Genomic DNA, 25,675 nt, shown 5'->3' on the forward strand with positions numbered 1-25,675 from the left:
TCTATTGAAAAACCAGAGCGAATACTCACCCAAAGGCGTTTAGGGGCTAGGCATGAACCATAGAATCTCCCACAGGGGCCTGGGTATTTCCCGGACTCAACTTTTGCTCCGGCGTGCCGTTAAAGCCTTTAACCACGCCAACAAAATCAAAAGAGTGAGTCCCCCGATGCGCCTGAGTCTCAAGGCTAAAGTCCTGTCCCTTGCCGTTCTGCCGGTGCTGCTCTTTGCGCTGGTCATCAGCGTGACCACGCTGTTCATCCTCCAGGAACAGGCGCGCAAGGAGGTCGAACAGACCCGCGAGCGGCTGCTCAGCGACGCCAAGGCCACCCTGCAAAGTTACGTCGCCGTGGCCATGACCACGATCAAACCGCTGTACGACGCCGCCGCACCGGGCGACGACGCGGCGCGGGCGCAGGCGATCAAATTGCTCTCGGGCATCCGCTACGGCAAGGACGGCTACTTCTTCGGCTACGACTCCGAGACCGTGCGCCTGTTCAAGGCCAACGACCCCGACGGCGTGGGCAAAAGCTTCAAGGACAACCGCGATCCGAACGGCGTCTACGTCAACCTCGGCCTGGTCAAAGTGGCCAAGGACGGCACTCACTATCTGCAATACAGCTCGCCGCTGCCGGGCAACGCCAAGGTGCTGGTGCCGAAACTCGGCTACACCGAATACCTGCCGAAGTGGGACATGGCGGTCGGTACTTCGGTGAACCTCGACGGCATCGAAGCACAAGTGGCGCAGGTCGAGGCGCAAGTGCAGGAGCGCGTGCAAGGCGTGGTGCTGAGCATTGTCGGCGTCGCGGTGCTGGTGCTGCTGGTGATCGCGGCAGCGGGCATGCTGCTGGCCAACACCATTCTGCGTCCGCTGACCCTGATGAAAGCCAACCTCGACGACATCGCGGCAGGCGAGGGCGACCTGACCCGGCGCCTGAACATTACCAGCCAGGACGAACTTGGCGAACTGGCCGGCTCGTTCAACCGTTTCGTCGACAAGATCCACGGCCTGGTGCGGCAGATCACCGAGATGACCACGCAACTGACCGGGCTGGTCACCCAGGTCTCGGAACAGGCGCAGCGTTCCGATCAGGCTATGGAGCGTCAGCGCCACGAAACCGATCAGGTCGCCACGGCGATCAACGAAATGTCCGCCGCCGCCCAGGAAGTGGCGAAGAGCGCGCAAAACGCCGCCGTCGCCGCTCAGCAGACCGACGAAGAAGGCCAGAGCGCCAAGCGTGTGGTGGCGGGCAGCATCAAACAGATTCATGCGCTGGTCGACGACATCCGCAACAGCGGCGTGTCGCTGGACAGCTTGCAGCAGGACGTCAGTTCGATTGTCGGCGTGCTTGGGGTGATCCGTTCGATTGCCGAGCAGACCAACTTGCTGGCGCTCAATGCCGCGATCGAAGCGGCGCGCGCCGGTGAGGCCGGGCGTGGCTTTGCGGTGGTTGCGGACGAAGTACGCGCACTGGCCAGCCGCACGCAGATCAGCACCCAGGAAATCCAGGGCATGATCGACCGCTTGCAAGCGGGCACGCAGCAGGCGGTCGAAGCGATGCGGCGTTCCAGCGAGGCCGGCGACGGTACTTCGCAGCAAGCCAATCAGGCCGGTGCATCGCTGGATGCCATGGCGCAGTTGATCGCCACGATCAACTCGATGAACGCGCAGATCGCCAGCGCAGCGGAAGAGCAGACGGCCGTGGCCGAAGAGATCAACCGCAGCGTGCATCAGATTGCCGTGGCGGTGGACAGCGTCGCCGATGAAACGCAACTGGGCGCGCAAACGTCGCGCAGTCTGGCGGAGCTCGGGCAGCGGTTGGGCAAGCTGGTGGGGCAGTTCCGTATCTGATGGCCTGAAAAGCCCCTCACCCTAGCCCTCTCCCAGAGGGAGAGGGAACCGATTGGGGAATATTGGGGGATTACGCCGACCTGAAAGTCCTGCTTTGAATCCATAGTCGACGCGGTTTTTCAGGTCGATGCAGTAGGTGGGACACCTCGGTCGGTTCCCTCTCCCTCAGGGAGAGGGCTAGGGTGAGGGGGCTCTTGATCTTCAGGCTCTGTCCCAATAGGGAATCTCGCCAAAGCACTCGACAAAAAAATCAATTACCGTCCTCACCTTCACCGACAGCCGTCGGCTCCCCGGCCACAGCACGGCGATCTGCTGCGGTTCCAGGCTGTTCGACACCTGATATTCCCCCAGCACCGGCACCAGTGTGCCCTCGCGCACCGCTTCGCCAATCAGCCACGACGGAAACATCACCAGCCCGAGGCCTTGCTGAGCGGCCTGGGTCAGGGTGTCGGCGTGGTTGCCGGTGATCGGGCCTCTGACCGTGTACGGCGTCCAGTCCTCGCCATCACGGCGGAAAAACCAACGCTGCTGACCGGCCGCGCCTTTATAGGCCAGGCACTGATGCTGCGCGAGTTCGTCCGGGTGCTGCGGCGTGCCGTGGCGTTTGAGGTAGGCCGGGCTGGCGGCGACCTGAAAACGGTGCGGCGCCACAATGCGTGCCTGCATGCTCGAATCGTGCAGCGCGCCGATGCGAAACAGCAGGTCGGCGCCTTCCTGTAGCGGGTCGACGTAATGGTCGGTTTGCTGGATATCCAGTTGCAGCTTCGGATAGCGCGCGCAGAGCTCGCCCAGCCAGGGCGTCAGATGGCGCTGGCCGAACACCACTGGCGCGTTGATGCGCACCAGTCCCGTGGGTTCGCTTTGCTGTTCCTGCAACGCCTGCTCGGCTTCTTCCAATTGCACCAGCAGCAACCGCGCATGGTGACCGAGCGTGCGCCCGGCTTCGGTCGGCGTGACGGCGCGGGTGTGGCGGTAGAGCAATTGCTGGTTCAGCGCCTGTTCCATCAACTGGATCTGCCGCGAAATCGAGGAGGGCGCGACCCCTTCGCGGCGGGCGACTTCGGAAAAACTGCCGTGGTCGAGGACCGCCACAAACAGCCTTAACGCTTTGAATCCGAGTTCGTTGAGCCCGTGCATGCCATGTCTCGCTGTGCGTGATGCGCAAAAGTGTTGTCCGGATGCTCCCATTTATCGCACAGCTGCGCCAGCCGATAATCCGCGCCATTGTTTTTGAGCGTGGAAGGTTATGTATGCAGACGTTGGATGAAGGGGTGGTTGCTGCACCGGTGAAAAGATCGGTGTTGCGTCTGCTGTTGCTGCCGCTGGTGATTCTCGCTGGCATGGGCTTGTCGGTAGAAGCCGGATTGCTCGGGCCGCTGGGTGAGCAGGTCGGGCATCTGTGGGCGACGTTAAGCATCTTCGGCGTGGGTTCGGCGATCCTGTTTTTGCTCCTGCTGTTTGCCGGTCCGCAAAAAGGTCCGGCGCTGACCGAGTTGCCGCGCTGGCAGTTGATCGGCGGTTTTCTCGGGCCGATCTACGTGGTCGTGCTGACGCTGGCGACGCCGCATATCGGTATTGCCATGACGATGATTGCGATTTTGTCCGGTCAGGTCGGCAAGAGTGTGCTGATCGACCATTTCGGCTGGTTCGGTGCTACGCGCAAGAAGGTCAACGGCGAGCGCTGGCTGGCGTTGGGCTTGATTGTGGTGGCTTTGGTTCTGATTGCGCGGGGGTGAGTGATGGGTCTGGTGATTTTGTTGGCGGCGGTGGTGTTGGCCGGTGCGGTGTTGAGTGTGCAGGCTGCGATCAATGGGCGTCTGGGTGAAACGGTGGGGGTGCTGCGTAGCAGTCTGCTGACCTTTGCGGTGGGCGCGGTGGTGACCGGGTTGTTGATTCTGTTTTTCGAGCCGGCGCAGGCGGTGAGTCTGCTTGAGGTGCCGAAATGGCAGTTGACCGGGGCGCTGTTCGGCGTGGTGTACATGATGGTGATGGTGGGTGCGGTGCCGGTGGTCGGGACGGCTGTGGCGACCGTGGCGGTGATTGTCGGGCAGTTGGGGATGGGGATGTTGATCGACAATTTTGGCTGGTTGGGGAATCCGGCGATCGGCTTGTCTCCGAGCCGGATGCTGGCCATGGTGTGTCTGGCGGTGGCTTTGGTGTTTATGTATCGGAGTTCGCGGCAGGCGCAGTGATTTTATTTGTTTGACTGTGTACATATCCGGTGCTGCGGGTGTTGCCCTCCGCTCAGCCTGCCGACGGGCTCTGAGAACAAGATCAAAAGCTACTTGAGCTAACGCTCATTGCTTTGTGCGGTGAACCCCTGTGGGAGCGAGCCTGCTCGCGAAAGCCATCTCTGCGTCGCCCAATCTCTCAACAGTTGGTCAGCCTGCAGCACCACCTTCTACACTGTCCCTTACGGCTTACCACTCAAGCCTCAGACAACCACTACGCAAGGAGTCTGTCCCATGTCCGATAAAAAATGCGACTGCCCGGGCTGCAACTGCACGATCAAAGAAGGCGAACATTCCTACGCTGTGCACGGCAAACACTATTGCTGCGAGGCTTGCGCTCATCACCACAAACACGGTGAAGAGTGTGCGATGAAGGGTTGCGGTTGCGCTCATCCGAAATAAGCGCGGCAAAAAAAAGTGGAGCCTAATCAGGCTCCACTTCCATTTTCAGACTGTCGTCTTCCTGTCGCTCAAAGTGCCTCACCGTGCCTTGCAGTGTTCGCCCTTCGACCTTGACCACCACAACCTTGGCTTGGTGGAGGTCTTCCGGTACCGGTGCCTGGACGCACAGGGTGAAGCGGTAAGGGTCGTCCGCAACCGTCTCCAGTGCGACTGCGCAATTCACCGTTTTGGTGATCTGGCCGAAGAAGGTGGTCAGGCCGTAGTCCAGTCGGGCCGGGTGATAAGTGTCGGTCATCGGTCGATTCCCCCTGTCGATTGCCAAGCCTGCGGTGAAGGCGGTGGGGTCAGTTGGTCTGGCGCCAGGTGACGTTTTCCAGACCGAATTTTTCTGCCATCGGTTTGCTGGTCTTTTGCACTTTCTCGCGGCCGAAGCGCGGGATGCGACCCACGCCCGCGTCGCAGCTTGCCCAATGCCAGGCTTCGGCGTTGTCCATTTTGTCCGAGCGGATAATGAACGACTTGGGGGTGCCATGCAGTGTGTAGTCGATGACGTAAAGTTTTGCGTTGTTCATAAAGCCCGAATTCCTCCCTGTGGTATTAAACGGATCGCGCTGTGCCGGGAAAATTCATTCGGATTGTCCGACGGTATCTATCGTTGGCGAGTGCGCGGCGTGCTGGTTACCATGGCGGCTTCGCCAACCCCCTGTGAACGCTCGCCATGGCCCTCGCCGCGCCCCCTGATCTGACCGACACCGATGTGCCCGTGCAACCGCTGGCGCGAACCTATCCGCGTGGTTTGTTCATTGAGCCGCACGAGCATGTCTGGGGGCAGTTGCTGTATGCGATGAGCGGGGTGATGTGGGTCGAAACCCCGCACGAAGCGCTGGTGGTGCCGCCGCAGCGGGCGGTGTGGTTGCCGCCGGGAGTGCCGCACGGGATTCGTGTGGTGTCGGATTTGCAGATGCGCAATATCTACTTGCGCCCGGCGCTGGCGGCGACCCTGGATGCGACGGTGCAGGTGATCGAAGTCGGTGGTCTGCTGCGCGAGTTGATCGTCGGACTGGTGGCGCAGGGCGATGACGGCGAGGCTGAGTATTACGAGGCGCTGGTCGGGCTGGCGTTGCTGGAGCTGCGCCGGGCCAGGCGTTCGCAGTTGAAGATTCCGCTGCCGGATGAGTCCGACCGGCGTCTGATGAATCTGTGTCAGGCCGTGATGGCCGCGCCATCGCTGGAGATCCCGTTCGAGCAGCATGCGGAAAACGCCGGGGCCAGCGTGCGTACGCTGGCGCGGTTGTTCAAGGACAGCCTCGGCATGGGCTTCGCCGAATGGCGGCGCCAGGTGCAGTTGGCGACGGCGGTGGCAGCGTTGATTCAGGGCGTGGCGGTGAGCGTCATTGCTCGCGAACTGGGTTATTCACCGAGCAGCTTCAGCGACATGTTTCGCCGGGAGCTGGGGGTGGCGCCTTCGCAATTTGCCGTGTAGGACAAATGTCTGATTTGTGAGATCCCTGTGGGAGCTGGCTTGCCAGCGATGGCGGCTTGGCATTCAACGGATATGTTGACTGACCCACCGCTATCGCTGGCAAGCCAGCTCCCACAAGGTTCTTTGTGAATTGGGGTTTTTGTCCGAAATTCAGAAGTCCTTGGCCGATACCGCTCCGCCCGTTTCCCTAGACTCTGCCAATCACTTTTCGCGGCGGAGTTCCCCCCATGAACTACCTCATTTCTCTAGCCATCGGCCTGGGCGTCGGCCTGCTCTACGGCGCGCTCGATTTCCGTTCTCCCGCACCACCGGCCATCGCGCTGGTCGGTCTGCTCGGCATGTTGGCCGGTGAGCAGTTGTGGCCGCTGGGCCGGCAACTGGTCGCTGGCTGGGTGTCCTGAATTTCCTTTTTCTTTTCGGTGGATGTGCCCATGAAAGCGTTGCAATTCGATCAGACCGGCGACCTGTCTTCCCTGCGTTTCGTCGACGTTCCGACCCCGGTGCCCGGCGCCGATGAAGTGCTGGTGCAGATCAAGGCTGCCGGCCTCAACCCCAGCGATGTGAAAAACGTCCTTGGGCGTTTTCCTTACACCACACTGCCACGGGTTCCGGGGCGGGATTTTGCCGGGGTGGTGGTCGAGGGGCCGCAAGCGTTGATCGGTCAGGAAGTCTGGGGTACCGGGCGCGAGCTGGGCTTCTTCGCCGACGGCGCACATGCGCAATTCGTCAAATTGCCGGCCCGTGGCGTGTCGCACAAACCGGCGCATTTGAGTTTCGCTCAGGCGGCCAGCCTTGGCGTGCCGTACACCACGGCGTGGGATGCGCTGGAACGCAGCCTGGTCAGCGCCGACACGCGCTTGCTGGTGATCGGCGGCGGGGCAGTGGCAACTGCGGCTTTGGCCCTGGCAAAAGTGCGCGGCGCGCAATTGCTGGCGGCGGCGCGCCGGCCCGAGCAGGTAGCCGATCTGCAGCAGCAGGGCTATCAGACGATTCAACTGAATAAGCCAGAAGACCTCGGTGCCCAGGTCAACGCGGTGTATCGCGGTGGCGCCGATGTGATCTTCGACACCACCGGTTTCTGGCTGCCCGCCTCGGTGGCGGCACTGGCGACCTTCGGCCGCATCGCCATCATCGCCGCGCCGGTCGACGGCCACGTGCAATTGCCGGCGCTGGCGCTGTATCGCAAGGGCGGCTCGGTGGTCGGGATCAACTCGTTGTTGTACGGCGTTGAGGCGTGCGCGGCGATGCTCGAGCAGTTCGGGCGGTTCTTCGATGAGGATCGCTTGCCGCTGCCGCAGGGCTTGGTGGAGGTGCCGCTGGCTGAAGGGCTGGCGCGCTATGACGAGGTCAATCAGGGCGGCGGCGACAAGATCATTTTGCTGCCCTGACAGGGGAAAGACATAGGATCCGGGATCATTTCCGTAGGATCCTGGCCGTTTCTCTGTGGGCCACGTCCTTTTCGCTCGCAGACCGGCAAAACAGGGAAAGGTCTGACTTCACCCATTGCAGTGCACCGTTGCACAGTCCCGTCTTTCACTCAGACACAGGGACAGGTGGATGCGCATCGCTGGCAGGCCCGTTGTTTTCACTCTCGAGATAGAAGGCGTTTCCCACGATCTTCAAGTGTTCGGTTTTCGCACCCGGGAAGTGCTCAACCAGACCTACGAACTGGATCTCGAGCTGGTCAGCGAGCGCCCCGATGTGGATCTGGAAGGCTTGCTGCATCGGCCGGCCTTTCTCTGTTTCGGTGCCGACGGTAGCGGCATGCACGGGCTGGTCTATCGGGTCGGCCAGGGTGATTGCGGTGTTCGGCTGAGCCGTTACCAGATCACCCTTGCGCCGCATCTTGCTTACCTCGCGCATCGGCGCAATCAGCGGATTTTCCAGAACCTGAGCGTGCCGCAGATCATCGCCAATGTCTTGGGCGATCACGGCATGCAGGCCGATGCCTGGCATTTTCAGCTCAGCGCCGAGTGCCCGGCGCGGGTGTATTGCGTGCAATACCAGGAAACCGATCTGCACTTCATCCAGCGGCTGTGCGAAGAGGAGGGCCTGCACTTTCACTTCCGCCACCGCCGTGAGGCGCACCTGTTGGTGTTCGGCGACGATCAAACGGCGTTCCTCAAACACGACGTGACGACGCGCTATGTGCAGGGCAACGGCCTGGTTGCCGATGCGCCGGTTATCGACCAGTTCACTGTGCGCCTGGAGCCACGCTCCAACCGCGTCGAGCGCCGCGACTATCACTTCGAAAAGCCTGCGGTGCAGTTGGACGCCAAGGCCAGTGCAGCGCGGGTTCCGCTGCTGGAAGATTACGAGTTTCCCGGGCAGTTCACCCATCGCGAGCGCGGCAAGCACCTTAGCCAGCGTGCGCTGGAGCGCCATGGTGCCGACTATCGTCTGGCTAACGGGCGCAGCAATCAGGCGCTGATGCGCGGCGGCAGTTTCATGACCATGGCGGATTACTCGCGCGCCGATTGCAACGATTTATGGTTGCTGACCGAGGTCGAGCACATCGGCAAGCAGCCGCAAGTGCTCGAAGAAGCGTTCACCGAGCAGGCTGACGCAGATGGTTTCAGTCAGGGCTATCGCAACCATTTCGTCGCAACTCCGTGGGACGTGTTGTTTCGCCCGCAGCTCAAGCATCTCAAACCGCGCGTCAGCGGCAGTCAGTTGGCGGTGGTGACCGGCCCGCCCGGCGAAGAAATCTACAGCGATGCCTACGGCCGCGTGAAAGTGCAAATGCTCTGGGATCGCGACGGCCAGCGCGATGAACAGTCAAGTTGCTGGCTGCGCGTGGCCACTGCCTGGGCACATGACCGCTACGGCAGCGTGCAGATTCCTCGCGTCGGTATGGAAGTGCTGGTGGGGTTCACCGATGGCGATCCGGACAAACCGTATGTGCAGGCCTGCCTGCCCAACGCCGAAACCCCGGTGCCACTGGACCTGCCGGCGCAACAGACGCGCAGTATCTGGCGCAGCCAGAGCAGCCCCGGCGGCGGTGGTTACAACGAACTGCGCATCGAGGACCGACAAGGCGCGGAAGAAATCTCCATCAGGGCGCAGCGCGACTTGGTGCAGCACGTGCTCAACGACTTGCGTGTGCAGATCGACAACCTGCATAGCCAAGTGATTGGCGGCGTCTCCAGCCTTGAGTTGCGCGACGAAGAACATCACCTGACCCACGGCAATCGCCTGACTGAACTCAAGCAGGACGATCATCTGTGGGTGCAGGGCGAGCAGCATGTGCGGGTCGCCAGCCAGCGCGTCAGTGCGGCGCAGCAGCTGCATTTCGGCGCGGGCGAGCAGGTGGTTTTCAACAGCGGCCTGCAGATCACTCTGGCTGCTGGTGGGCATTGGCTGACGGTCGGCGCGGCCGGCATTTTCAGCAGTGTGCCGGTGGTGCAGGGCGGGGCGCCAACGGTGTGTCTGCCAGCGGAACCCTTGCTGCCGGGCGCCGCGCCGTTGCTCAAGGCGACGTTCGATGCCGTGCAGCAACGGCATGCGCTGCTGACCACGCGGACCTCGCGTTGCCTGATCTGCGAGGCGGCCCAGGCATGAGCCTTTTGACGGATTGGCCTGAAGGTTTGCCGTGGGCTGAGCAGCAGGCGTTTGTGCTGCTCGACGGTGCGACGATCGCCGATTTACCGGCGCAACTGCGACGTCTCGACGCCGCCGCCAACGCTTTTGCGCTGTACGACCAGCCACCGTTTTCGGCCCTGCGTGACATCTCGCCGCTGCTGGTGGCGCTCGCTGACGCCGACGATCCGGTGGCGCGGTTTTATCGCCAGCATGCCCAACAGGAATGGGGCGTGCTGTTGTTCAGCGCCGCGCCGGCGCATGAAATCGTCGCGCACTTGCGCCAGTTGCTGATCGTCGAGTTGCCGGTCGGCTCGCCGGTGTTGTTGCGGCTGGCGGATGCCGCCGTGGCGCAGGCGCTGTTTGCCAGTGGCGATGCGAGTCTGTTCGGGCCTCTGGGGTGCGTGGTCACGGCGGATGGCGCGCGGGGAGTCTGGCACTGTCAGCGACCTCGGCAAGGGCAGGGTGGGGCGCTGGTGGCGCCGTATCGGTTGAGTGCCGAGCAGGATGCCGCGCTGGATCGGGTGGATCGGCGGCGGGTGTTGCTCGACATCGATACCCACCTGCTCAAGCACTTTCCTGACTTTCATGTCGGGGACACGGCAGTTGAACGTTGGCAATTGCTGGAACGCATCCACGCCCATGCCAGCGAGCTTGCCTTGAGCAGCCCGTCCGAGATTCTGCTGTACGCCAACGTGGTGGCATGGCTGGACGATGCAGCGTGCAGTCGGCATCCGCAGATCCATCAGCTGATGCACACACCTTCGCTGCAATCCCCCGGCGAGCGCGTTGCGATTGCCGCTGCAATAGCCTTTCGATGGGCCTCTGAGAGACATCAATCATGAACCACCCCGCCAACCTCGATGCGTTAGCCGCCTCGAAAGCGCCCATTGGTGCGCCAGCCGCCTGCCCCTTGCGCAACACCCACGTGCAACTATTGCCCCTCGCGTACGGCCTTGTCGAAAAACCCTTCGACCCCAGCACCGAAATCACGCTGCCGTACACCCCGACCACGCGCCCCATGGGCATCCGCCGCCTGCGCGACGGTTGGCTGTACATCGTCGACAGTCTCAACGGTGAGCTGTACGAATATCGCGTGCTCGACGGCGTCATCAGCGCATTGCTGCATCGCGGCAAAAGCGTCAGCGAGGAGCAGCGCAGCGCCATCGAAGAACGTCCGGCTTTGATCTTCTCGCGTAAAAGCACCCTCTACGTGACCTTCGCCGACGTGCAGTTGAGCGCGGCGAAGTGCCGACAGGTGCTGGACAGCGCGGAGGAGCGCGAGCACTTCATGCAGGCGGTCGATCTCGGCCCGGTGCATTGTCTGATCGGCGGCGAGCATCTGCTCACCGTGGCCCAGGCCAAACAGTGGCTGGCGGAAGTGGCCTGCACAGCGAAACCGCTGGCCGAGGCGGACGCCACGCGGATGCCGGCGGTGCAGGTCAGCGACGCGCCGGAGCACGAGCGTGAGCCCTATCTGTGGGAAAACCCGCGACGTTTTCGCGAGGCGCATATCGGCGAATTTCTCGGGCGGGTGCGCGGACCATATCAGGACGACACGCTGTTTCTGCTGGTCAACGACGACCTCGGGGTGATGCGCGATCTGGCTGATTATCAGGACCTGGTGGTCGGCTGGATCGAGCAGTGGAGCAACACCGACAACAACGAGCGCGACTATCTGCTGGCCAGTTACATCGAGTCGCTGAGCCAGCTCGGATCTCAGGACTTCGACACTTCGGCCAAGGCCAGCGACGATCCGCGCGCCCAGGCATTGTTTGCTGAACTGGAGCAATTGCCCGAACCGGATCGGGAAAATACCCGGCAGGCGCTGCTCGACTATTTGAACAAGGGTGGTGAGGTTGTCCCGACCGATACTCAGGCTCGACCTGAACTGCAACAACAGCGCGAAAAGGCTTTGGACGAGTCACTGGCGCTGAATCGCTTCGACGGCGTTGCCCCGGATTTCACCGCGCACGCTCGCGTCACCGCCGAGGCGGATCGACGCTTTTACACCCGTGAATATTTTCTCGAAGTCGCCCCCGCCGACTTCGTCGAGCGTCACCTGAGCACACTGGTCGACCTCGGCAAGGATCAGAGCCGGCGCATGAAAGACGTGCTCGACGGCCCGCTGCTCAGCGGCAAACGCGGCATCAACGACCTGATCGACCGCCCGGCCATGGACGAGGTGCTGAACAGTCATCGCGACAATCTCGGACGCTGGAATCGCCTGCTCGAACGCATCACCGCCGATCGCGCGCAACTACTGTGCGCCGGGCGTTTCCATCGCTCGGCGTGGTATTTCGACGGGCAAGTGCAGATCGATCAGGCGCTCGCCAGCGAATACGCCTGTCTCAAGGACATCGGCCGCAGCGACGCGGCCAATGAGCAAATGCTCGGTTACCTCGAGCAACACCCGCAACTGACCCGCCCGCTGTTCTACACCTTGCCGCTGCGCTTGCAGACCGAACAGGCCGGGCAATATTCAACGCTGTTCAACGCCGGCATGGCGATGTTCAACAACCTGCCGGACTGGCTGGCCAAATTGCAGAGCATCGAGCAGCCGCAGCTGCCAGCACTGGACGACCTGCCCGCACACAGTCGCGTCTTGGCGGACGCGGTGCAAGACACCTACAGCCCGGCGCTGAACCTCGGCCTGAGCCGGGCGCTGGAAGGCTTTGATCTTGCCGGCGAGAAAATCCCCGACCTCGACGAACTGTTCCAGCGCCTGCCCAAAGCCCTGCGCCTGCGCGTCTTCGACGCCGCGCGAACCAGCGGCGTGACCTTCACTGTGTCCACTCCGGCGGAACAAGCGGCGCTGCAAGCCACGATCAAGGAAGTGCTGCGCGAACGCGACTACCTGAAAACCCTCAACCGCGAACGCAACCAGCTCACCCACAATAAAAACCGCCAAGGCCACAAAACCGCCCGGGCGATGGAATTGCAGGAAGAAATCGTCCGCGTGCGCACGCAACTGGCCTTGTTCGAAGGCCGCCTTGCGGCAGCGCTAAGCCCGATTGACGAACTGCCGGATCGCTCGGCACGGCTGTATGGCGCCACCCCGGCGAAAGCGGGCGTGACGGTGGTGTTTCCGCCGGCGCAGCACGGGGAATTGCGAGGGTTGCTGGAGAATATTCGCGCGGGGGTGGCGGGGGTTTCGAAGGCGAGTCTGGTGCGGACGGAGGGGATGGGGTTGTTGGTGGTGATGGTGCAGGTGGTGAATTTGGTGGGGGCTTATCGAGAGGTGATGAAGCAGACGAGGGACAGGAAGAAGCGGGCGGAGTTTTCCGCGGCCCTTGCCGCGACAGGCGCGGCGGGTTTTACCGCTGCGCAGGGGCTTGCTGATACAGCTTTGAAGGCTCGCAGCACGAGTCTAGTTGGGAGTTTGCAGCTTGAAGCGTTGCAACAGGTTCGTGTGCAAATGGGTAAGTTGCATGTTGGTTTGGGCTTTTTTACTTATTTTTTTGGTTTAAGAACTTCTATTACCAGCCTCGGAAACCAGGATCGAAAATGGCAAGACGCGATCCGCAGTGGCACTCCATCTGAGCAAAGGGCGGCTGCGCTGGCAACGTTGGGCGCTGCAGGTATGGTTGCAGCTAACGGATATGGAGCGAGTAACACTGTCTACGCTTCTTTCAAAGTGTTCACTGCACCTAATAGCTCGGCACGCACGGCCGCTTGGGCTGCAGCTGGTACACGTCTTTCTTTAGTGTTCTTTCGCTTCAATTTGGCCGGTGCGTTGTTCACCGTGCTGGAGTTCGTCGGTACTTGGCTGTTCAATCGTTACAACCTTTCTGCCCATGAGAAGTGGCTGAAAATTACGCCTTGGAGCCGTGATGATGAGATGCGCGGAGACCACTCTCTGGATGACTATCAAAATTATCTGGCGTTTTTGATACACGCTCCTTACGCCCAATCAGGACCTGATCCCAGTGACTCCTGGCTGAAGACTTTATTATTTGGCGCCAAACCCAGTGATATCCATTTGGTTCTGCCGAGGCTGGCACTAAATGATCTTCTGCCACCGTTAAACGGTAAACCGAGTCAACGCTTGGGAATCGGTGGCCATAGACTTGTTGCACCGCTGCATGGTCGCGGTGTGCCGCAAGTACGCAAGGAAGTCATTAGTGAGGAGATATTGAGCAGTCTGCGAATCGTGAAGTCATCGACAGATGGTTTGGTGCTTTGTCTTCAGTACCCCATCCGTCACGATTCTGACTATACGCCTGCAAAGGAAACGCTCGAACTTGCCATATGTATCCAGACCGTCAATGGCAAAGGTGGGGCGGAGTCAAGAACGCGCGTGATTCATATTGACCCTCTGGATAGCGGTCATTTTGCTGTAGTAACTCCTGGCTCGGTTAAAGACAATCCTCCGGTTTTGCTGGTAGAAACTCAATACCTCGAATGGGCTGACCATGCTGAATAATCGCAGTAATCCTCTTTCCAGTTCGGAATATGAGGGGGTTAAAAAAGCGGGCGATATTGAGCCGTTTCCTAGCGGGAAGATTACCTATCTCGCACCGTTGCCATTACCTACATCAATGCCGCCTTACGGACCTCATATCGGAGCGTTCAATGACGGATACATGGATTTTGGTCTCGGCTCACTGGAGGTATTCCCATGGCAGCTAATTTTCGGCGGAACGACCGCAGGCACTTTTATGGTGCTCGTTTTATTTCCTTTGTTCACGGGCTTGCTAGGAATTCTTTTTGGCTATGGGAACGAGGCAATTTGGGAATCAATGGTAGGTGTATTCGAAGTGGCATTGGAAAATGAGTTAATTTGCGGCCCCTTGACCCTGTTCATCGGCCTCGGCGTCTGGCACCACGTCCACAAAAAGCGCCTCTCCCTCATCCCAACCCGCTTCAACCGCCAACGCCGCGAAGTCTGCTTCATGCCCGAAGGCGCCATCGAGCCAGTCTTCGTCCCATGGGAATCGCTGTCCGCCTGGATCATCGAAGCCAAGGGCGCCACCCAGTTCGGGATCCATCGCCAATACGGCATGGGCATCGGTTTCTACCAAGGTGAAACCCTCATAAGCCAGGAATTCCAATGCGCCGGCCTGGAGCTCGCGATCAGCCATTGGGAGGCGATTCGCGGTTACATGGAGTACGAAGTCAACGACCTCAAATCAATTCAGGATTTGCAGGATCTGCAAGGCCCGGACGACCCGCCCTACGAAGGCCTGCACACTTTCCGTAACGCCCGCGCGCGGATGCACCAGCAGATTCGTGAAGGCCGCCGCTCGCGGCTGTCGGGGTTCTTTTGGTACCTGTATCACGTCATGACTTTATGGACGATTCCAAACCGTTTGGTCGAATGGGAAGTGCGCCGACTCGAAAGAATCGGCAAGCAGGCGCTGCCGGAAGTCATGCGCGCCTGGTCCGAGCCGCTGCCGAAAGAGCAATGGGCCAAGCCCAGTGAAGAGTTGTTGCGACTGGGTGAACAAGTGCGGCGGATGCACAAGCGCCAGCCGCATCGGCCGATTACACAGATTTTTGCTGAGGTTTGCAGGCGGGCTGAGTGCTGATGTTGAGCAGTTTTGTGACCAGAGGGAGGGAGGTTTTTTGCCTGTTTGAGCGCCTTCGCGAGCAGGCTCGCTCCCACAGGGGACCGCGCTGGATGCGGATGTTTCGGTTGATCTTGGCCGAGGTGGGAGACCCTCGGGGTGGCGGCCATTTCTCAGTTGTTGCTACCGGGTCGGTCAAGCAAAACCCGATGGTTCTGCTGGTTGAAACTCAATACCTCGGAAGGGCTGACCATGCTGAATAATCACAATGAGCCTCTTGTTGATGCGCAATGTGAGGTGATCAGAAAAGCGGGCGATGTAGAGCCGTTTCCAAGCGGAAAGATCACCTATCTCGCACCGTTGCCACTGCCCACACCGATGCCCCCTTATGGTCCACATATCGGTGAGCTCAATGATGTTTACATGGACTTCGGATTAGGCCAGCCGCAAGTTTTTATGTGGCAAATGACGTTGGGGGGGCCGGTCAGTTTAGCGGTTATGGTCATTTTCATATTCCCCTTGATTACGGGAATGCTGGGTGTCGTATTCGGCTATGGTCCAACACTCATTTGGGAATCAATAGTGGGTATATTCCAAGCAGGATATGAAAGCGCTTTACTGACCGAGCCTTTGATTCTACTGATCGGCCTGGGCGTCTGGCATCACTTCCACAAAAAACGCCTCTCCCTCATTCCAACCCGCTTTAACCGCCAACGCCGCGAAGTGTGCTTCATGCCCGAAGGCGCCATCGAGCCGGTCTTTGTCCCGTGGGAATCGCTGTCCGCGTGGATCATCGAAGCCAAAGGCACCACCCAATTCGGCATCCATCGTCAATATGGCATGGGCATCGGTTTTCATCACGGCGATACCCTCACCAGCCTTGAATTCCAATGCGCCGGCCTGGAGCTCGCGATCAGCCATTGGGAGGCGATTCGCGGTTACATGGAGTACGAAGTCAACGACCTCAAATCGATTCAGGACCTGCAAGACCTGCAAGGCCCGGACGACCCGCCCCACGAAGGCCTGCACACTTTCCGCAATGCCCGCGCGCGGATGCATCAGCAGATCCGTGAAGGCCACCGCTCGCGGCTGTCGGGGTTCTTTTGGTACCTGTATCACGTCATGACTTTATGGACGATTCCCAACCGTTTGGTCGAATGGGAAGTGCGCCGTCTGGAAAGAATCGGCAAGCAGGCGCTGCCGGAAGTCATGCGTGCCTGGTCCGAGCCGCTGCCGAAAGAGCAATGGGCCAAGCCCAGTGAAGAGTTGTTGCGACTGAGTGAACAAGTGCGGCGGATGCACAAGCGCCAGCCGCATCGGCCGATTACGCAGATTTTCGCTGAGGTTTGCAGGCGAGCTGAGTGCTGATGTTGAGCAGTTTTGTGGCCAGAGGGTGGGAGGTTTTTTGCCTGTTTGAGCGCCTTCGCGAGCAGGCTCGCTCCCACAGAGGACCGCGTTGGATGCGGATGTTTCGGTTGATGTTGGCCAAAGTGGGAGACCCTCGGGGTGGTGGCCATTTTTCAGTTGTTGCTGCCGGGTCGGTCAAGGAAAACCCTCCGGTACTGCTGGTAGAAACTCAATACCTCGAATGGGCTGACCATGCTGAATAATCACAATGAGCCTCTTGTTGATGCGCAATTTGAGGTGATTAGAAGAGCGGGTGATGTAGAGCCGTTCCCAAGCGGAAAAACTACCTATCTCGCACCGTTGCCACTGCCCACACCGATGCCCCCTTATGGCCCACATATCGGTGAGCTCAATGATGTTTACATGGACTTCGGATTAGGCCAGCCGCAAGTTTTCATGTGGCAAATGACGTTGGGAGGACCATTTGCTACGTCGTTCTCGGTGCTTTTTTTATTCCCAGTTATTACTGGGTTTTTGGGGATTATTTTCGGCTTTGGTCAAGAAGCCATTTGGGCGTCAATGCTTGCCATCTTCGAAGAGGCTTGCGAGAACACTGTATTTACCGGGCCTTTTACGCTGTTCATCGGCCTAGGCGTCTGGCACCACGTCCACAAAAAACGCCTCTCCCTCATCCCAACCCGCTTCAACCGCCAACGCCGCGAAGTCTGCTTCATGCCCCGGGGCGCGACCGAATCGGTATTTGTCCCGTGGGAGTCGCTCAGCGCCTGGATCATCGAAGCCCAAGGCGCCACCCAGTTTGGCATCCACCGCCAATACGGCATGGGCATCGGTTTTCACCACGGCGAAACCCTCACCAGCCTCGAATTCCAATGCGCCGGCCTGGAGCTCGCGATCAGTCATTGGGAAGCGATTCGCGGTTACATGGAGTACGAAGTCAACGACCTCAAATCGATTCAGGATTTGCAAGACCTTCAAGGCCCAGACGACCCACCCCACGAAGGCCTGCACACTTTTCGTAACGCCCGCGCGCGGATGCATCAGCAGATCCGTGACGGCCGCCGCTCGCGGTTGTCGGGATTTTTTTGGTACCTGTATCACGTCATGACTTTATGGACGATTCCCAATCGTCTGGTCGAATGGGAAGTGCGCCGTCTGGAAAGAATCGGCAAGCAGGCGCTGCCGGAAGTCATGCGTGCCTGGTCCGAGCCGCTGCCGAAAGAGCAATGGGCCAAGCCCAGTGAAGAGTTGTTGCGACTGAGTGAACAAGTGCGGCGGATGCACAAGCGCCAGCCGCATCGGCCGATTACGCAGATTTTCGCTGAGGTTTGCAGGCGGGGCTGACTGGGCGGTGCAGGCAGGTTCGATAGCTTTCGCGAGCGGGCTAGCTCCCACAGGAGACCACCGTACAAATGTGGGAGCGAGCCTGCTCGCGAAGGGGCCGCTCGGTCAGCACAAAAATCTGCGCTCTCGCGCTCTGCTAGAATCCGCCCCATTCATTGCCAGAGACTCTCCCATGAGCGAGCCGATTCGTCTGACCCAATACAGCCATGGCGCCGGTTGTGGCTGCAAGATTTCCCCACAGGTGCTGGAAGTGATCCTCGCCGGCAGCGGCGCACAGAACCTTGATCCAAAACTCTGGGTCGGCAACGCATCGCGCGATGACGCGGCGGTGTATGCGATCGATGCCGAGCGCGGTGTGGTGTCGACCACCGATTTCTTCATGCCGATTGTCGATGACCCGTTCGATTTCGGCCGCATCGCCGCAACCAACGCGATCAGCGACATCTACGCGATGGGTGGCGATCCGTTGATGGCGATCGCGATTCTCGGTTGGCCGGTGAATGTGCTGGCGCCGGAAGTGGCGCGGGAAGTGATTCGTGGCGGTCGCTCGGTGTGCGACGCGGCGGGCATTCCGCTGGCGGGCGGGCATTCGATCGATGCGCCGGAGCCGATCTTCGGCCTCGCCGTCACCGGGCTTGTGGAAAAGCGCCACATGAAGCGCAACGACACCGCTACCGCCGGTTGCCTGTTGTACCTGACCAAACCGTTGGGCATCGGCATCCTCACCACCGCCGAAAAGAAGGGCAAGTTGCGCGCCGCCGACGTCGGTGTCGCCCGCGACTGGATGTGCACCCTGAACAAGCCTGGCAGCCGCTTCGGCAAACTCGCCGGCGTTACGGCGATGACCGACGTCACCGGTTTCGGCCTGCTCGGGCACTTGGTGGAAATGGCCGACGGCAGCCAGTTGACCGCGCGCATCGCCTATGACCGCGTGCCGCGTCTGGACAGCGTCGAGTACTACCTCGATCAGGGCTGCGTGCCGGGCGGTACGCTGCGCAACTTCGACAGCTATTCGAGCAAGGTTGGCCGCGTGCAGGAGTTGCACAAACGCGTGCTGTGCGATCCGCAGACCAGCGGCGGTCTGCTGATTGCGGTCACGCCTGAAGGTAATGCCGAGTTCCTCGGCGTCGCCGCCGAACTGGGCCTGAGCCTTGCGCCGATCGGCGAACTGGTTGAGCGACAGACGAACGCGGTCGAGGTGATTTGATGCTCCGCGACTGCACCGACTACCGCGACATTTTCCTCAACGACCGGCCAATGATGGATGTCCGCGCGCCGGTCGAGTTTCACAAAGGCGCGTTCCCCGGCGTGGTCAATCTGCCGCTGATGAATGATCTGGAGCGGCAGAAGATCGGCACCTGCTACAAGCAGCATGGCCAGCAGGCGGCAATCGAGCTGGGCCATCAAATAGTGTCCGGCGCAGTCAAAGCCGAGCGCATCCAGGCCTGGGCCGACTTCGCCCGGGCTCATCCCGATGGTTATCTGTACTGTTTTCGCGGTGGTTTGCGCTCGCAGATCACCCAGCAGTGGCTGCGCGACGAGGCGGGCATCGACTATCCGCGCGTCGGCGGCGGCTACAAGGCAATGCGCAGTTTTTTGATCGACACCCTTGAGCAAGCCATCGCGCAGTGTGATTTTGTTTTGCTCGGCGGCATGACCGGCACCGGCAAGACCGAAGTGCTGGTGCAGTTGCGCAACGGTGTGGATCTGGAAGGCCACGCCAACCATCGCGGCTCCAGTTTCGGCAAACGTGCCACCGGGCAGCCGTCGAATATCGATTTCGAGAATCGCCTGGCCATCGACTTCATGAAGAAGCGCGATGCCGGGATCGAGCAGTTTGTGCTCGAAGACGAGAGCCGTGTGGTCGGCAGTTGCGCCTTGCCGTTGCCGCTGTATCAGGGCATGCAGCAGTACCCGATGGTATGGCTGGAAGATCGTTTCGAGCACCGTGTCGAGCGGATCCTGCGTGATTACGTCATTGATCTGTCGGCGGAGTTTGCCTCCCTCCACGGCGACACCGGGTTTGCGCTGTTTTCCGAACGTCTGCTGGAGAGTCTCAACAACGTACAGAAACGCCTCGGCGGTGAGCGCCATTCGCGGATGCTGGCATTGATGGAACAGGCGCTGGCCGAGCAGGGCCGCAGCGGTGCTGTGGACCTGCATCGCGGCTGGATCGAGGGTTTGCTGCGTGAGTATTACGACCCGATGTATGTCTTCCAGCGCGAGAAGAAGGGCGGGCGGATCGAGTTTGCCGGAGAGCGGGGGGCGGTGATCGAGTATGTGCGTGCGAGGGTGAATCAGAAGGCTTGAGGCGCAAGCCACTGGCCTCTTCGCGAGCAGGCTCGCTCCCACAGTTGAAATGCGGTTCCCTGTGGGAGCGAGCCTGCTCGCGAAGACGTAAGGTCAGGCGCTGCAAAACTCAGGTCGGGCAAGTGTCCTTGCCGTTATCCAGCCCCTGCTTGTAGATATGGCTCTGCAAACTGGCCTTGCCGTTGTGCCACTTCAGGGTCAGTACATACAGCGAGTCGAAGTCATCGCCGGCCCAGTCATCGGTGATCTTCTGCCGCTCGCCTACAGCGTTGCCAGCGACCTTGTTGATCAGATCCGGCAGATAACCGTGGGACCAGGCGGTGTAGATCGTCGAGTTGTGGTACTTCTCGTCCAGCAGCTCGCGGGCCAGATCGCTGGTGTCGTTGGCGGAGAACTCGATGTTCACCGGCAGGCCGAGCTTGATCGCGGCCGGGCTGATGGTCATCAGCGGACGAATGTAGCTGTAGGAATTGTCCAGTTCGCCTTCCTCGACGTTGCGCGTCGGGTTGGCGGCGAACACGTAGTCGGCCTTGCCGAATTTTTCCGGCAGCAGCGTCGACAGGTCGATGGCGCGGTTCAGGCCCTGGCAGTTGAGCTGGCCGAGGCCGCCTTCGGGCTTTTCCGCGTGGCGCAGGAACACCAGCGTCTGCGTGCCGTCCGCCGGTTGTGCGCGGCTTTCGCTGGATTCGAGGGACAGAAACAGCGCGCTGACTGCCAGCAGGGAGGGCAGGGCCACGTACGCGCGATGTTTGAAACGTTTGGCGAAACTCATCAGATTCGTCATCAATTTGAAGGTTCTTCAGCAAATCGGTTAAGGCTGACAAACCTTGGCACCGCGGGCTCCCAGCACCGGGTGTTTCCCTGTCATGAACAGCTTCCTCTGCGAGAAAGGCATAACTCAGAGTCCTGTAACGCCGTTTGGTTCGTTCCAGGCCAGTGCGCAGCACTCTAGCGGCAACCTTTGCGGGCATGCAGGCAGGTTAGCGACAGGATGTTACGGTTCGTGTAGGCGCAGCGGCAGGCCTACTTTATGATCGGTTTTCAATTTGTGACTGGATGCTTCCAATGACCGATCTGTCTGCATTCCCGATTACTCAGAAATGGCCGGCGCAGTACCCGGACTGGATTCAGCTCTACTCCCTGCCGACCCCCAACGGCGTCAAAGTGTCGATCATGCTCGAAGAGATCGGCCTGCCCTATGAGCCGCACCGCGTCGGTTTCGACACCAACGACCAGACCTCGGCGGAATTTCTCTCGCTGAACCCGAACAACAAGATCCCGGCGATCCTCGACCCGCATGGCCCGGAAGATAAACCGCTGCCGCTGTTCGAATCCGGCGCGATCCTGATTTATCTGGCCGACAAGAGCGGCCAGTTGCTCGCTCAGGAAGGCGCGCTGCGCTACGAGACCATCCAATGGCTGATGTGGCAGATGGGCGGCATCGGCCCGATGTTCGGCCAGCTCGGTTTCTTCAACAAATTTGCCGGCAAGGATTACGAGGACAAGCGCCCGCGTGATCGTTATGTCGAAGAGAGCAAACGCCTGCTGAACGTGCTCAACACCCGCCTCGAGGGTCGCGACTGGATCATGGGCGAGCGTTACACCATCGCCGATATCGCCACGTTCCCGTGGGTGCGCAATCTGCTTGGCTTCTATGAGGCCGGGGATCTGGTCGGGATTCAAAGTTTCCCCAATGTCACACGGGTGCTGGAGCGGTTTCTGGCTCGCCCGGCGGTTATTCGTGGCCTGACCATCCCGTCCTGACTTTCAGTTGTACACATGCCCCCTGTGGGAGCTGGCTTGCCAGCGATGAAGCCAGCACAGTCAACATCATTGGTGACTGACCTGCCGCCATCGCTGGCAAGCCAGCTCCCACAGGAATTTGAAATGTACATGCAAGATTATTACAAGCCCGGTAACGCTCTCTTGATTGATCCAGGTTTGTCCCGCACCCGCCGCAAGGCATAAGCTTCGCCCCCTACGACTTTCGTCTCATCCGCTGTTTTCAGGAAAGGCCCCATGTCCAGTCAGTTCCCCGAAGCACGTCCCCGCCGTCTGCGCCGCAATGCGAGCCTGCGCAGTCTGTTCCAGGAAACCGAGTTCAGCCTGAACGATCTGGTCCTGCCGATCTTCGTCGAGGAAGACATCGACGACTTCGTGCCGATCACCAGCATGCCCGGCGTGCAGCGCATTCCCGAGCGCAAACTGGCCAGCGAAATCGAGCGCTATGCCCGTGCCGGCATCAAGTCGGTGATGACTTTTGGCGTGTCCCATCATCTCGATGCCAACGGCAGCGACACCTGGCGCGAAGACGGTCTGGTGTCGCGCATGTCGCGCATTGCCAAGGACGCCGTGCCGGAAATGATCGTGATGTCCGACACCTGCTTCTGCGAATACACCGATCACGGCCATTGCGGCGTGATGCACAACCACGAAGTCGACAACGACCAGACTCTGATCAACCTTGGCAAACAAGCCGTAGCGGCCGCCCGCGCCGGGGCTGACGTGATCGCACCGTCGGCAGCAATGGACGGCCAGGTGCGCGCGATTCGCCAGGCGCTCGACGCTGCCGGCTTCACGCAGATTCCGATCATGGCCTACTCGACCAAATTCGCTTCGGCACTCTACGGCCCGTTCCGCGAGGCCGGCGGCAGCGCGCTCAAGGGCGATCGCAAAAGCTATCAGATGAACCCGATGAACCGCCGCGAAGCCCTGCGCGAATCGCTGCTCGATGAGCAGGAAGGTGCCGATGCGCTGATGGTCAAACCGGCCGGCGCCTACCTCGACATCATCCGCGACATCCGCCAGGCCTCGAACCTGCCACTGGCGGCGTATCAGGTCAGCGGCGAATACGCGATGATCAAGTTCGGCGCCCAGGCCGGCGCGATCGATGAAGATCGCGTGGTCCGCGAAAGCCTTGGCGCAATCAAGCGTGCGGGGGCGGATCTGATCTTCACTTACTTTGCGATGGATCTGGCACTCGCCGGGATCTAAGCCGCACGTCGTACCCTGTGGGAGCGAGCCTGCTCGCGAAGAAGCCGGATCAAGCACCACAAAAACCAGAAAGGCCCCGCAACCGTGAAGCTGCGGGGCCTTTTTTACGACGCGATGACGCTTAGAAGTCGATCGTCCCCGACAACTTCGCCACTCGCGGTTCGCCCTGGGTCAGGTAGCCGCCCTGAGCCGATTCCCAGTACTTCTTGTTCGCCACGTTCTCGACGCCGAACCGCACGGTCACGTCCTTCTCCGACACCTTGAACGCATAACGCGCGCCGGCATCGAAGCGGTTCCACGTCGGCAGGCTGAGGTTGTTCGCTGCGTCGGCGTATTGCCCGCCGGTGCGCAGCATCCGCGCGTTCAGCGCAACGCCTTGCAGGCCTGGCACGTCCCAATCCACGCCAGCGTTGAACTGGAAGGTCGGTACGCCGATGGCGTGGTTACCGTCGTTGGCGCCGTTGAGGGTTTTTTTCAGTTCGGTATCCATCAGGGTCAGGCCGCTGATCAGACGCAGGCCGTCGATCGGCTCGCCGAACACGTTCATCTCCACGCCTTTGTTGATCTGCTCGCCTTCGCGCACGTAGGTGCAAGTGGTAGCGCTGTTGATTTCGCAGTAGCCGTCGCTCGGCTGTTCGATGCGATAAACGCCCAGGCTCGCGCCGTAGGTGCTGATGTCGACCTTAACGCCCAGCTCGGTCTGCTTGGAGCGCTTCGGTGCGTAAACCTCGTTGCCGTTGGTGACGCGGAAACCGCCGGAGCTGGTCGGCGAGGTCGGTCCCTGGGCCAGGCCTTCGATATGGTTGGCGTAGAACGACACATGCTCCCACGGCTTGAACACGATGCCGTACACCGGCGTGGTGATCGATTCGTCGTAGCTCGACGAGCGCGGGCCGCTGCCGTAGCTGGCGTAGCTGTAACCCTGCACCACCAGTTGCTGACGACGCAGACCGGCGGTGACCAGCAGGCGATCGTCGAAGAACCCGAGGGTGTCGGAAATCGCTACGCTGCGGTTGAAGGTCTTGCCGACGATGCCCGGATCGTTGAGATCGCCACCGGCGAAGTTGCCGACCGGCGCTGGGGTAGTGATCGGATGGTAGATGTTGTTCGAGTAGCGGGTCAGGTCGAAGTCATAAGCACTGCGCTGCTCGGCCCAGATCCCGGTCAGGCCGAAATTCAGCTTGTGGCTGACCGGGCCGGTGTTGAATTTGCCGTTGAGGCCGGCCATGACGCTGGTGTTGTCCTCATCGTGCGGGACGAACGAGCCGGTGGTGAACGAGGCGCCGCTGTTGCCGACCAGCGTGGTCGAGTTGTACCGGCCAACTTCACGGGTGTGCTTGGCGCCACCGGCGGCGTAAGCGGTCCAGTTGTCGTTGAGGTCGTACTCGGCGCGGAGCATGCCGAAGGTGTCTTCGATGTCGGTGTAACCCCACTTCGGCGCGTAGTTGGTGTCCGCCGATGGCGCGTCCGGGATGTGCGTGGTGGTGCCGAGGTTGACCGAGCTGCGGCCGCCGTTGACGCGTTCCTTCTGATAGGCAAAGTCGCCGGACACCCGCAGCGCATCGCCGCGATAATCCAGGCCGATGGCGAACAGTTTCGAGCGCTGGTTCTCGTGATCGATGCCGGTGTCGCCTTCGCGCTGCGACAGGTTGACCCGCGCGCCGAAGCGGTTGTCTTCACCGAAACGCTGGCCGATATCGAAGTGATGACCGATGCGGCCTTCGCTGTTGATGTCGGTGGTGTAACGACGCAGCGGCACGTCGCCGGCGCGCTTGGGTTGCAGGTTGACGCCGCCGCCGATGCCGGAACCGGTCGGGGTCACGCCGTTGATGAAAGCGTTGGGGCCTTTGAACACTTCCACGCGCTCCAGCGCATCGGTGGAAATGATCTGCCGGGGCAATACGCCGTACAGGCCGTTATAGGAAATATCATCGCCATTGAGCGGCAGGCCGCGAATCATGAAGACCTGCGCCTGGTTGGAGAAGCCCGAGGCCTGGCGCACCGAGGAATCGTTGAGCAGCACATCGGCGACGTTTTCCGCCTGCTGATCCTGGATCAGCTGCTCGGTGTAGGACGCCGCGCTGAACGGCACGTCCATCATGTCCTGATTGCCGAGCACGCCCAACTGGCCGCCGCGCGCAACCTGACCGCCAGCGTAGACCGGGGGCAGGGCGTTGGGCGCAGGCGCCTGGGCATTGACGTTGACGTCGTCGAGCATCAGCGCTTTGCTGTTTTGTTCAGCAGCGTGAGCGGTGACGGTCAGGGAGCACAGCAGGGCAAGCAAAGTCGGGCGAAATGGAGCGCCGAGTCGAGCTGAAGCGGGCATGTCGGATACCTGGAGGCGAACGGCCAATGAAAAAATAAGGGCGGCGCGGAACTCCTTGCGCTAATGCGACTCCAGGCGCGAATGATAGGGTTTCGCAGTAACGTTTTGCAATCAGTTTGTCATCAGCGTGTAGGAGCTGCCGAAGGCTGCGATCTTTTGATCTTGATCTTGATCTTGATCTTGATCTGATCTGCAAAAAGCAAGATCAAAAGATCGCAGCCTGCGGCAGCTCCTACGGGGGTTGTGTATGGTGTTGTGGCTAATTTGATTGGATGGAGCAAC

22 protein-coding genes are annotated in these 25,675 nt (G+C 60.5%); 17 read left to right on the plus strand and 5 right to left on the minus strand.

The genetic code is table 11. From position 1 onward, the window contains the following. Nucleotides 1–166: 166 nt before the first annotated feature. Nucleotides 167–1,849: a methyl-accepting chemotaxis protein CtpM gene (ctpM, locus tag AAEZ10_RS24890; RefSeq protein WP_016775408.1), complete on the plus strand. Its 1,683-nt coding sequence runs from the start codon at nt 167–169 to the stop codon at nt 1,847–1,849. A 201-nt stretch (nt 1,850–2,050) separates the two neighbouring features. Here the strand turns inward: ctpM and AAEZ10_RS24895 are convergent, their stop codons facing one another. Next, nucleotides 2,051–2,986, minus strand: coding sequence for a LysR family transcriptional regulator (locus tag AAEZ10_RS24895; RefSeq protein WP_258706965.1), 936 nt, complete (start codon nt 2,984–2,986; stop codon nt 2,051–2,053). A gap of 113 nt (nt 2,987–3,099) precedes the next feature. Between AAEZ10_RS24895 and AAEZ10_RS24900 the strand changes: the two genes are divergently transcribed. The 3 genes from AAEZ10_RS24900 (at nt 3,100) to AAEZ10_RS24910 (ending at nt 4,482) form a co-directional block, all read left to right on the plus strand. After that, entirely contained in the window at nt 3,100–3,585 is a 486-nt protein-coding gene (locus AAEZ10_RS24900) for a DMT family transporter (protein WP_016775407.1), read from the plus strand. Nucleotides 3,586–3,588: 3 nt separating this feature from the next. Then, nucleotides 3,589–4,041: a DMT family transporter gene (locus tag AAEZ10_RS24905; RefSeq protein WP_350571413.1), complete on the plus strand. Its 453-nt coding sequence runs from the start codon at nt 3,589–3,591 to the stop codon at nt 4,039–4,041. A gap of 273 nt (nt 4,042–4,314) precedes the next feature. Continuing rightward, nucleotides 4,315–4,482 (plus strand): metallothionein, encoded by a 168-nt coding sequence (locus AAEZ10_RS24910; protein WP_016775405.1) that lies wholly within the window; start codon nt 4,315–4,317, stop codon nt 4,480–4,482. Between the two features lie 22 nt (nt 4,483–4,504). Here AAEZ10_RS24910 and AAEZ10_RS24915 read toward each other — a convergent pair whose 3' ends face one another. Together AAEZ10_RS24915 and AAEZ10_RS24920 are read right to left on the minus strand one after the other, a co-directional pair. Beyond that, nucleotides 4,505–4,777, minus strand: coding sequence for a hypothetical protein (locus AAEZ10_RS24915; RefSeq protein WP_071172989.1), 273 nt, complete (start codon nt 4,775–4,777; stop codon nt 4,505–4,507). A gap of 49 nt (nt 4,778–4,826) precedes the next feature. Then, nucleotides 4,827–5,054: a DUF6555 family protein gene (locus tag AAEZ10_RS24920; RefSeq protein ID WP_016775403.1), complete on the minus strand. Its 228-nt coding sequence runs from the start codon at nt 5,052–5,054 to the stop codon at nt 4,827–4,829. 146 nt (nt 5,055–5,200) lie between these two features. Between AAEZ10_RS24920 and AAEZ10_RS24925 the strand changes: the two genes are divergently transcribed. The 11 genes from AAEZ10_RS24925 (at nt 5,201) to mnmH (ending at nt 20,073) form a co-directional block, all read left to right on the plus strand. Next, nucleotides 5,201–5,965 (plus strand): AraC family transcriptional regulator, encoded by a 765-nt coding sequence (locus tag AAEZ10_RS24925; RefSeq protein ID WP_348969874.1) that lies wholly within the window; start codon nt 5,201–5,203, stop codon nt 5,963–5,965. A gap of 227 nt (nt 5,966–6,192) precedes the next feature. After that, nucleotides 6,193–6,366 (plus strand): DUF1427 family protein, encoded by a 174-nt coding sequence (locus AAEZ10_RS24930; RefSeq protein WP_081932387.1) that lies wholly within the window; start codon nt 6,193–6,195, stop codon nt 6,364–6,366. A 30-nt stretch (nt 6,367–6,396) separates the two neighbouring features. Beyond that, entirely contained in the window at nt 6,397–7,353 is a 957-nt protein-coding gene (locus AAEZ10_RS24935; protein ID WP_350571417.1) for a quinone oxidoreductase family protein, read from the plus strand. Between the two features lie 169 nt (nt 7,354–7,522). Continuing rightward, nucleotides 7,523–9,526, plus strand: coding sequence for a type VI secretion system tip protein TssI/VgrG (gene tssI / locus AAEZ10_RS24940; RefSeq protein ID WP_350571419.1), 2,004 nt, complete (start codon nt 7,523–7,525; stop codon nt 9,524–9,526). Continuing rightward, the gene (locus AAEZ10_RS24945; protein ID WP_350571421.1) at nt 9,523–10,389 is read left to right on the plus strand and encodes a DUF4123 domain-containing protein; all 867 of its coding nucleotides are present in this window, start codon (nt 9,523–9,525) and stop codon (nt 10,387–10,389) included. The genes tssI and AAEZ10_RS24945 overlap by 4 nt, the downstream gene beginning before the upstream one ends. Further along, nucleotides 10,386–13,970, plus strand: coding sequence for a toxin VasX (locus AAEZ10_RS24950; protein ID WP_350571423.1), 3,585 nt, complete (start codon nt 10,386–10,388; stop codon nt 13,968–13,970). Before AAEZ10_RS24945 ends, AAEZ10_RS24950 begins: the two co-directional genes overlap by 4 nt. Continuing rightward, complete coding sequence (locus tag AAEZ10_RS24955; RefSeq protein WP_073471379.1) at nt 13,960–15,075, plus strand: hypothetical protein; 1,116 nt, start codon at nt 13,960–13,962, stop codon at nt 15,073–15,075. The genes AAEZ10_RS24950 and AAEZ10_RS24955 overlap by 11 nt, the downstream gene beginning before the upstream one ends. Before the next feature lie 201 nt (nt 15,076–15,276). Further along, on the plus strand, nt 15,277–16,422 hold the full coding sequence (locus tag AAEZ10_RS24960) for a hypothetical protein (protein ID WP_256674672.1): 1,146 nt from the start codon (nt 15,277–15,279) through the stop codon (nt 16,420–16,422). 231 nt (nt 16,423–16,653) lie between these two features. Next, nucleotides 16,654–17,763, plus strand: coding sequence for a hypothetical protein (locus AAEZ10_RS24965; RefSeq protein WP_073471376.1), 1,110 nt, complete (start codon nt 16,654–16,656; stop codon nt 17,761–17,763). Nucleotides 17,764–17,935: 172 nt separating this feature from the next. Continuing rightward, nucleotides 17,936–18,970 carry a selenide, water dikinase SelD gene (gene selD / locus AAEZ10_RS24970; protein WP_073471375.1) on the plus strand — a complete coding sequence of 345 codons (1,035 nt, stop codon included), beginning with the start codon at nt 17,936–17,938 and terminating at the stop codon, nt 18,968–18,970. Then, nucleotides 18,970–20,073 carry a tRNA 2-selenouridine(34) synthase MnmH gene (gene mnmH, locus AAEZ10_RS24975; protein ID WP_350571426.1) on the plus strand — a complete coding sequence of 368 codons (1,104 nt, stop codon included), beginning with the start codon at nt 18,970–18,972 and terminating at the stop codon, nt 20,071–20,073. Before selD ends, mnmH begins: the two co-directional genes overlap by 1 nt. 109 nt (nt 20,074–20,182) lie before the next feature. Here the strand turns inward: mnmH and AAEZ10_RS24980 are convergent, their stop codons facing one another. Then, nucleotides 20,183–20,857, minus strand: a complete 675-nt coding sequence (locus tag AAEZ10_RS24980; protein WP_041477219.1) for a hypothetical protein — start codon at nt 20,855–20,857, stop codon at nt 20,183–20,185. 281 nt (nt 20,858–21,138) lie between these two features. Between AAEZ10_RS24980 and AAEZ10_RS24985 the strand changes: the two genes are divergently transcribed. Then, nucleotides 21,139–21,837: a glutathione binding-like protein gene (locus AAEZ10_RS24985; RefSeq protein ID WP_125927235.1), complete on the plus strand. Its 699-nt coding sequence runs from the start codon at nt 21,139–21,141 to the stop codon at nt 21,835–21,837. 255 nt (nt 21,838–22,092) lie between these two features. Next, nucleotides 22,093–23,067, plus strand: coding sequence for a porphobilinogen synthase (hemB, locus tag AAEZ10_RS24990; protein WP_016775388.1), 975 nt, complete (start codon nt 22,093–22,095; stop codon nt 23,065–23,067). A gap of 121 nt (nt 23,068–23,188) precedes the next feature. Here the strand turns inward: hemB and AAEZ10_RS24995 are convergent, their stop codons facing one another. Further along, complete coding sequence (locus AAEZ10_RS24995; RefSeq protein ID WP_350571429.1) at nt 23,189–25,393, minus strand: TonB-dependent receptor; 2,205 nt, start codon at nt 25,391–25,393, stop codon at nt 23,189–23,191. Nucleotides 25,394–25,675 lie beyond the last annotated feature (282 nt).

The organism is Pseudomonas sp. H26/SER47-MNA-CIBAN-0231 (genome assembly GCF_040310465.1).
Taxonomy (GTDB): domain Bacteria; phylum Pseudomonadota; class Gammaproteobacteria; order Pseudomonadales; family Pseudomonadaceae; genus Aquipseudomonas; species Aquipseudomonas atacamensis.

What these genes read in the sequence shown, in the direction of transcription:
- ctpM (WP_016775408.1), top strand. Translation starts at nt 167, where the DNA reads ATGCGCCTGAGTCTCAAGGCTAAAGTCCTGTCCCTTGCCGTTCTGCCG.
- AAEZ10_RS24895 (WP_258706965.1), bottom strand. Translation starts at nt 2,986, where the DNA reads ATGCACGGGCTCAACGAACTCGGATTCAAAGCGTTAAGGCTGTTTGTG.
- AAEZ10_RS24900 (WP_016775407.1), top strand. Translation starts at nt 3,100, where the DNA reads ATGCAGACGTTGGATGAAGGGGTGGTTGCTGCACCGGTGAAAAGATCG.
- AAEZ10_RS24905 (WP_350571413.1), top strand. Translation starts at nt 3,589, where the DNA reads ATGGGTCTGGTGATTTTGTTGGCGGCGGTGGTGTTGGCCGGTGCGGTG.
- AAEZ10_RS24910 (WP_016775405.1), top strand. Translation starts at nt 4,315, where the DNA reads ATGTCCGATAAAAAATGCGACTGCCCGGGCTGCAACTGCACGATCAAA.
- AAEZ10_RS24915 (WP_071172989.1), bottom strand. Translation starts at nt 4,777, where the DNA reads ATGACCGACACTTATCACCCGGCCCGACTGGACTACGGCCTGACCACC.
- AAEZ10_RS24920 (WP_016775403.1), bottom strand. Translation starts at nt 5,054, where the DNA reads ATGAACAACGCAAAACTTTACGTCATCGACTACACACTGCATGGCACC.
- AAEZ10_RS24925 (WP_348969874.1), top strand. Translation starts at nt 5,201, where the DNA reads ATGGCCCTCGCCGCGCCCCCTGATCTGACCGACACCGATGTGCCCGTG.
- AAEZ10_RS24930 (WP_081932387.1), top strand. Translation starts at nt 6,193, where the DNA reads ATGAACTACCTCATTTCTCTAGCCATCGGCCTGGGCGTCGGCCTGCTC.
- AAEZ10_RS24935 (WP_350571417.1), top strand. Translation starts at nt 6,397, where the DNA reads ATGAAAGCGTTGCAATTCGATCAGACCGGCGACCTGTCTTCCCTGCGT.
- tssI (WP_350571419.1), top strand. Translation starts at nt 7,523, where the DNA reads ATGCGCATCGCTGGCAGGCCCGTTGTTTTCACTCTCGAGATAGAAGGC.
- AAEZ10_RS24945 (WP_350571421.1), top strand. Translation starts at nt 9,523, where the DNA reads ATGAGCCTTTTGACGGATTGGCCTGAAGGTTTGCCGTGGGCTGAGCAG.
- AAEZ10_RS24950 (WP_350571423.1), top strand. Translation starts at nt 10,386, where the DNA reads ATGAACCACCCCGCCAACCTCGATGCGTTAGCCGCCTCGAAAGCGCCC.
- AAEZ10_RS24955 (WP_073471379.1), top strand. Translation starts at nt 13,960, where the DNA reads ATGCTGAATAATCGCAGTAATCCTCTTTCCAGTTCGGAATATGAGGGG.
- AAEZ10_RS24965 (WP_073471376.1), top strand. Translation starts at nt 16,654, where the DNA reads ATGCTGAATAATCACAATGAGCCTCTTGTTGATGCGCAATTTGAGGTG.
- selD (WP_073471375.1), top strand. Translation starts at nt 17,936, where the DNA reads ATGAGCGAGCCGATTCGTCTGACCCAATACAGCCATGGCGCCGGTTGT.
- mnmH (WP_350571426.1), top strand. Translation starts at nt 18,970, where the DNA reads ATGCTCCGCGACTGCACCGACTACCGCGACATTTTCCTCAACGACCGG.
- AAEZ10_RS24980 (WP_041477219.1), bottom strand. Translation starts at nt 20,857, where the DNA reads ATGACGAATCTGATGAGTTTCGCCAAACGTTTCAAACATCGCGCGTAC.
- AAEZ10_RS24985 (WP_125927235.1), top strand. Translation starts at nt 21,139, where the DNA reads ATGACCGATCTGTCTGCATTCCCGATTACTCAGAAATGGCCGGCGCAG.
- hemB (WP_016775388.1), top strand. Translation starts at nt 22,093, where the DNA reads ATGTCCAGTCAGTTCCCCGAAGCACGTCCCCGCCGTCTGCGCCGCAAT.
- AAEZ10_RS24995 (WP_350571429.1), bottom strand. Translation starts at nt 25,393, where the DNA reads ATGCCCGCTTCAGCTCGACTCGGCGCTCCATTTCGCCCGACTTTGCTT.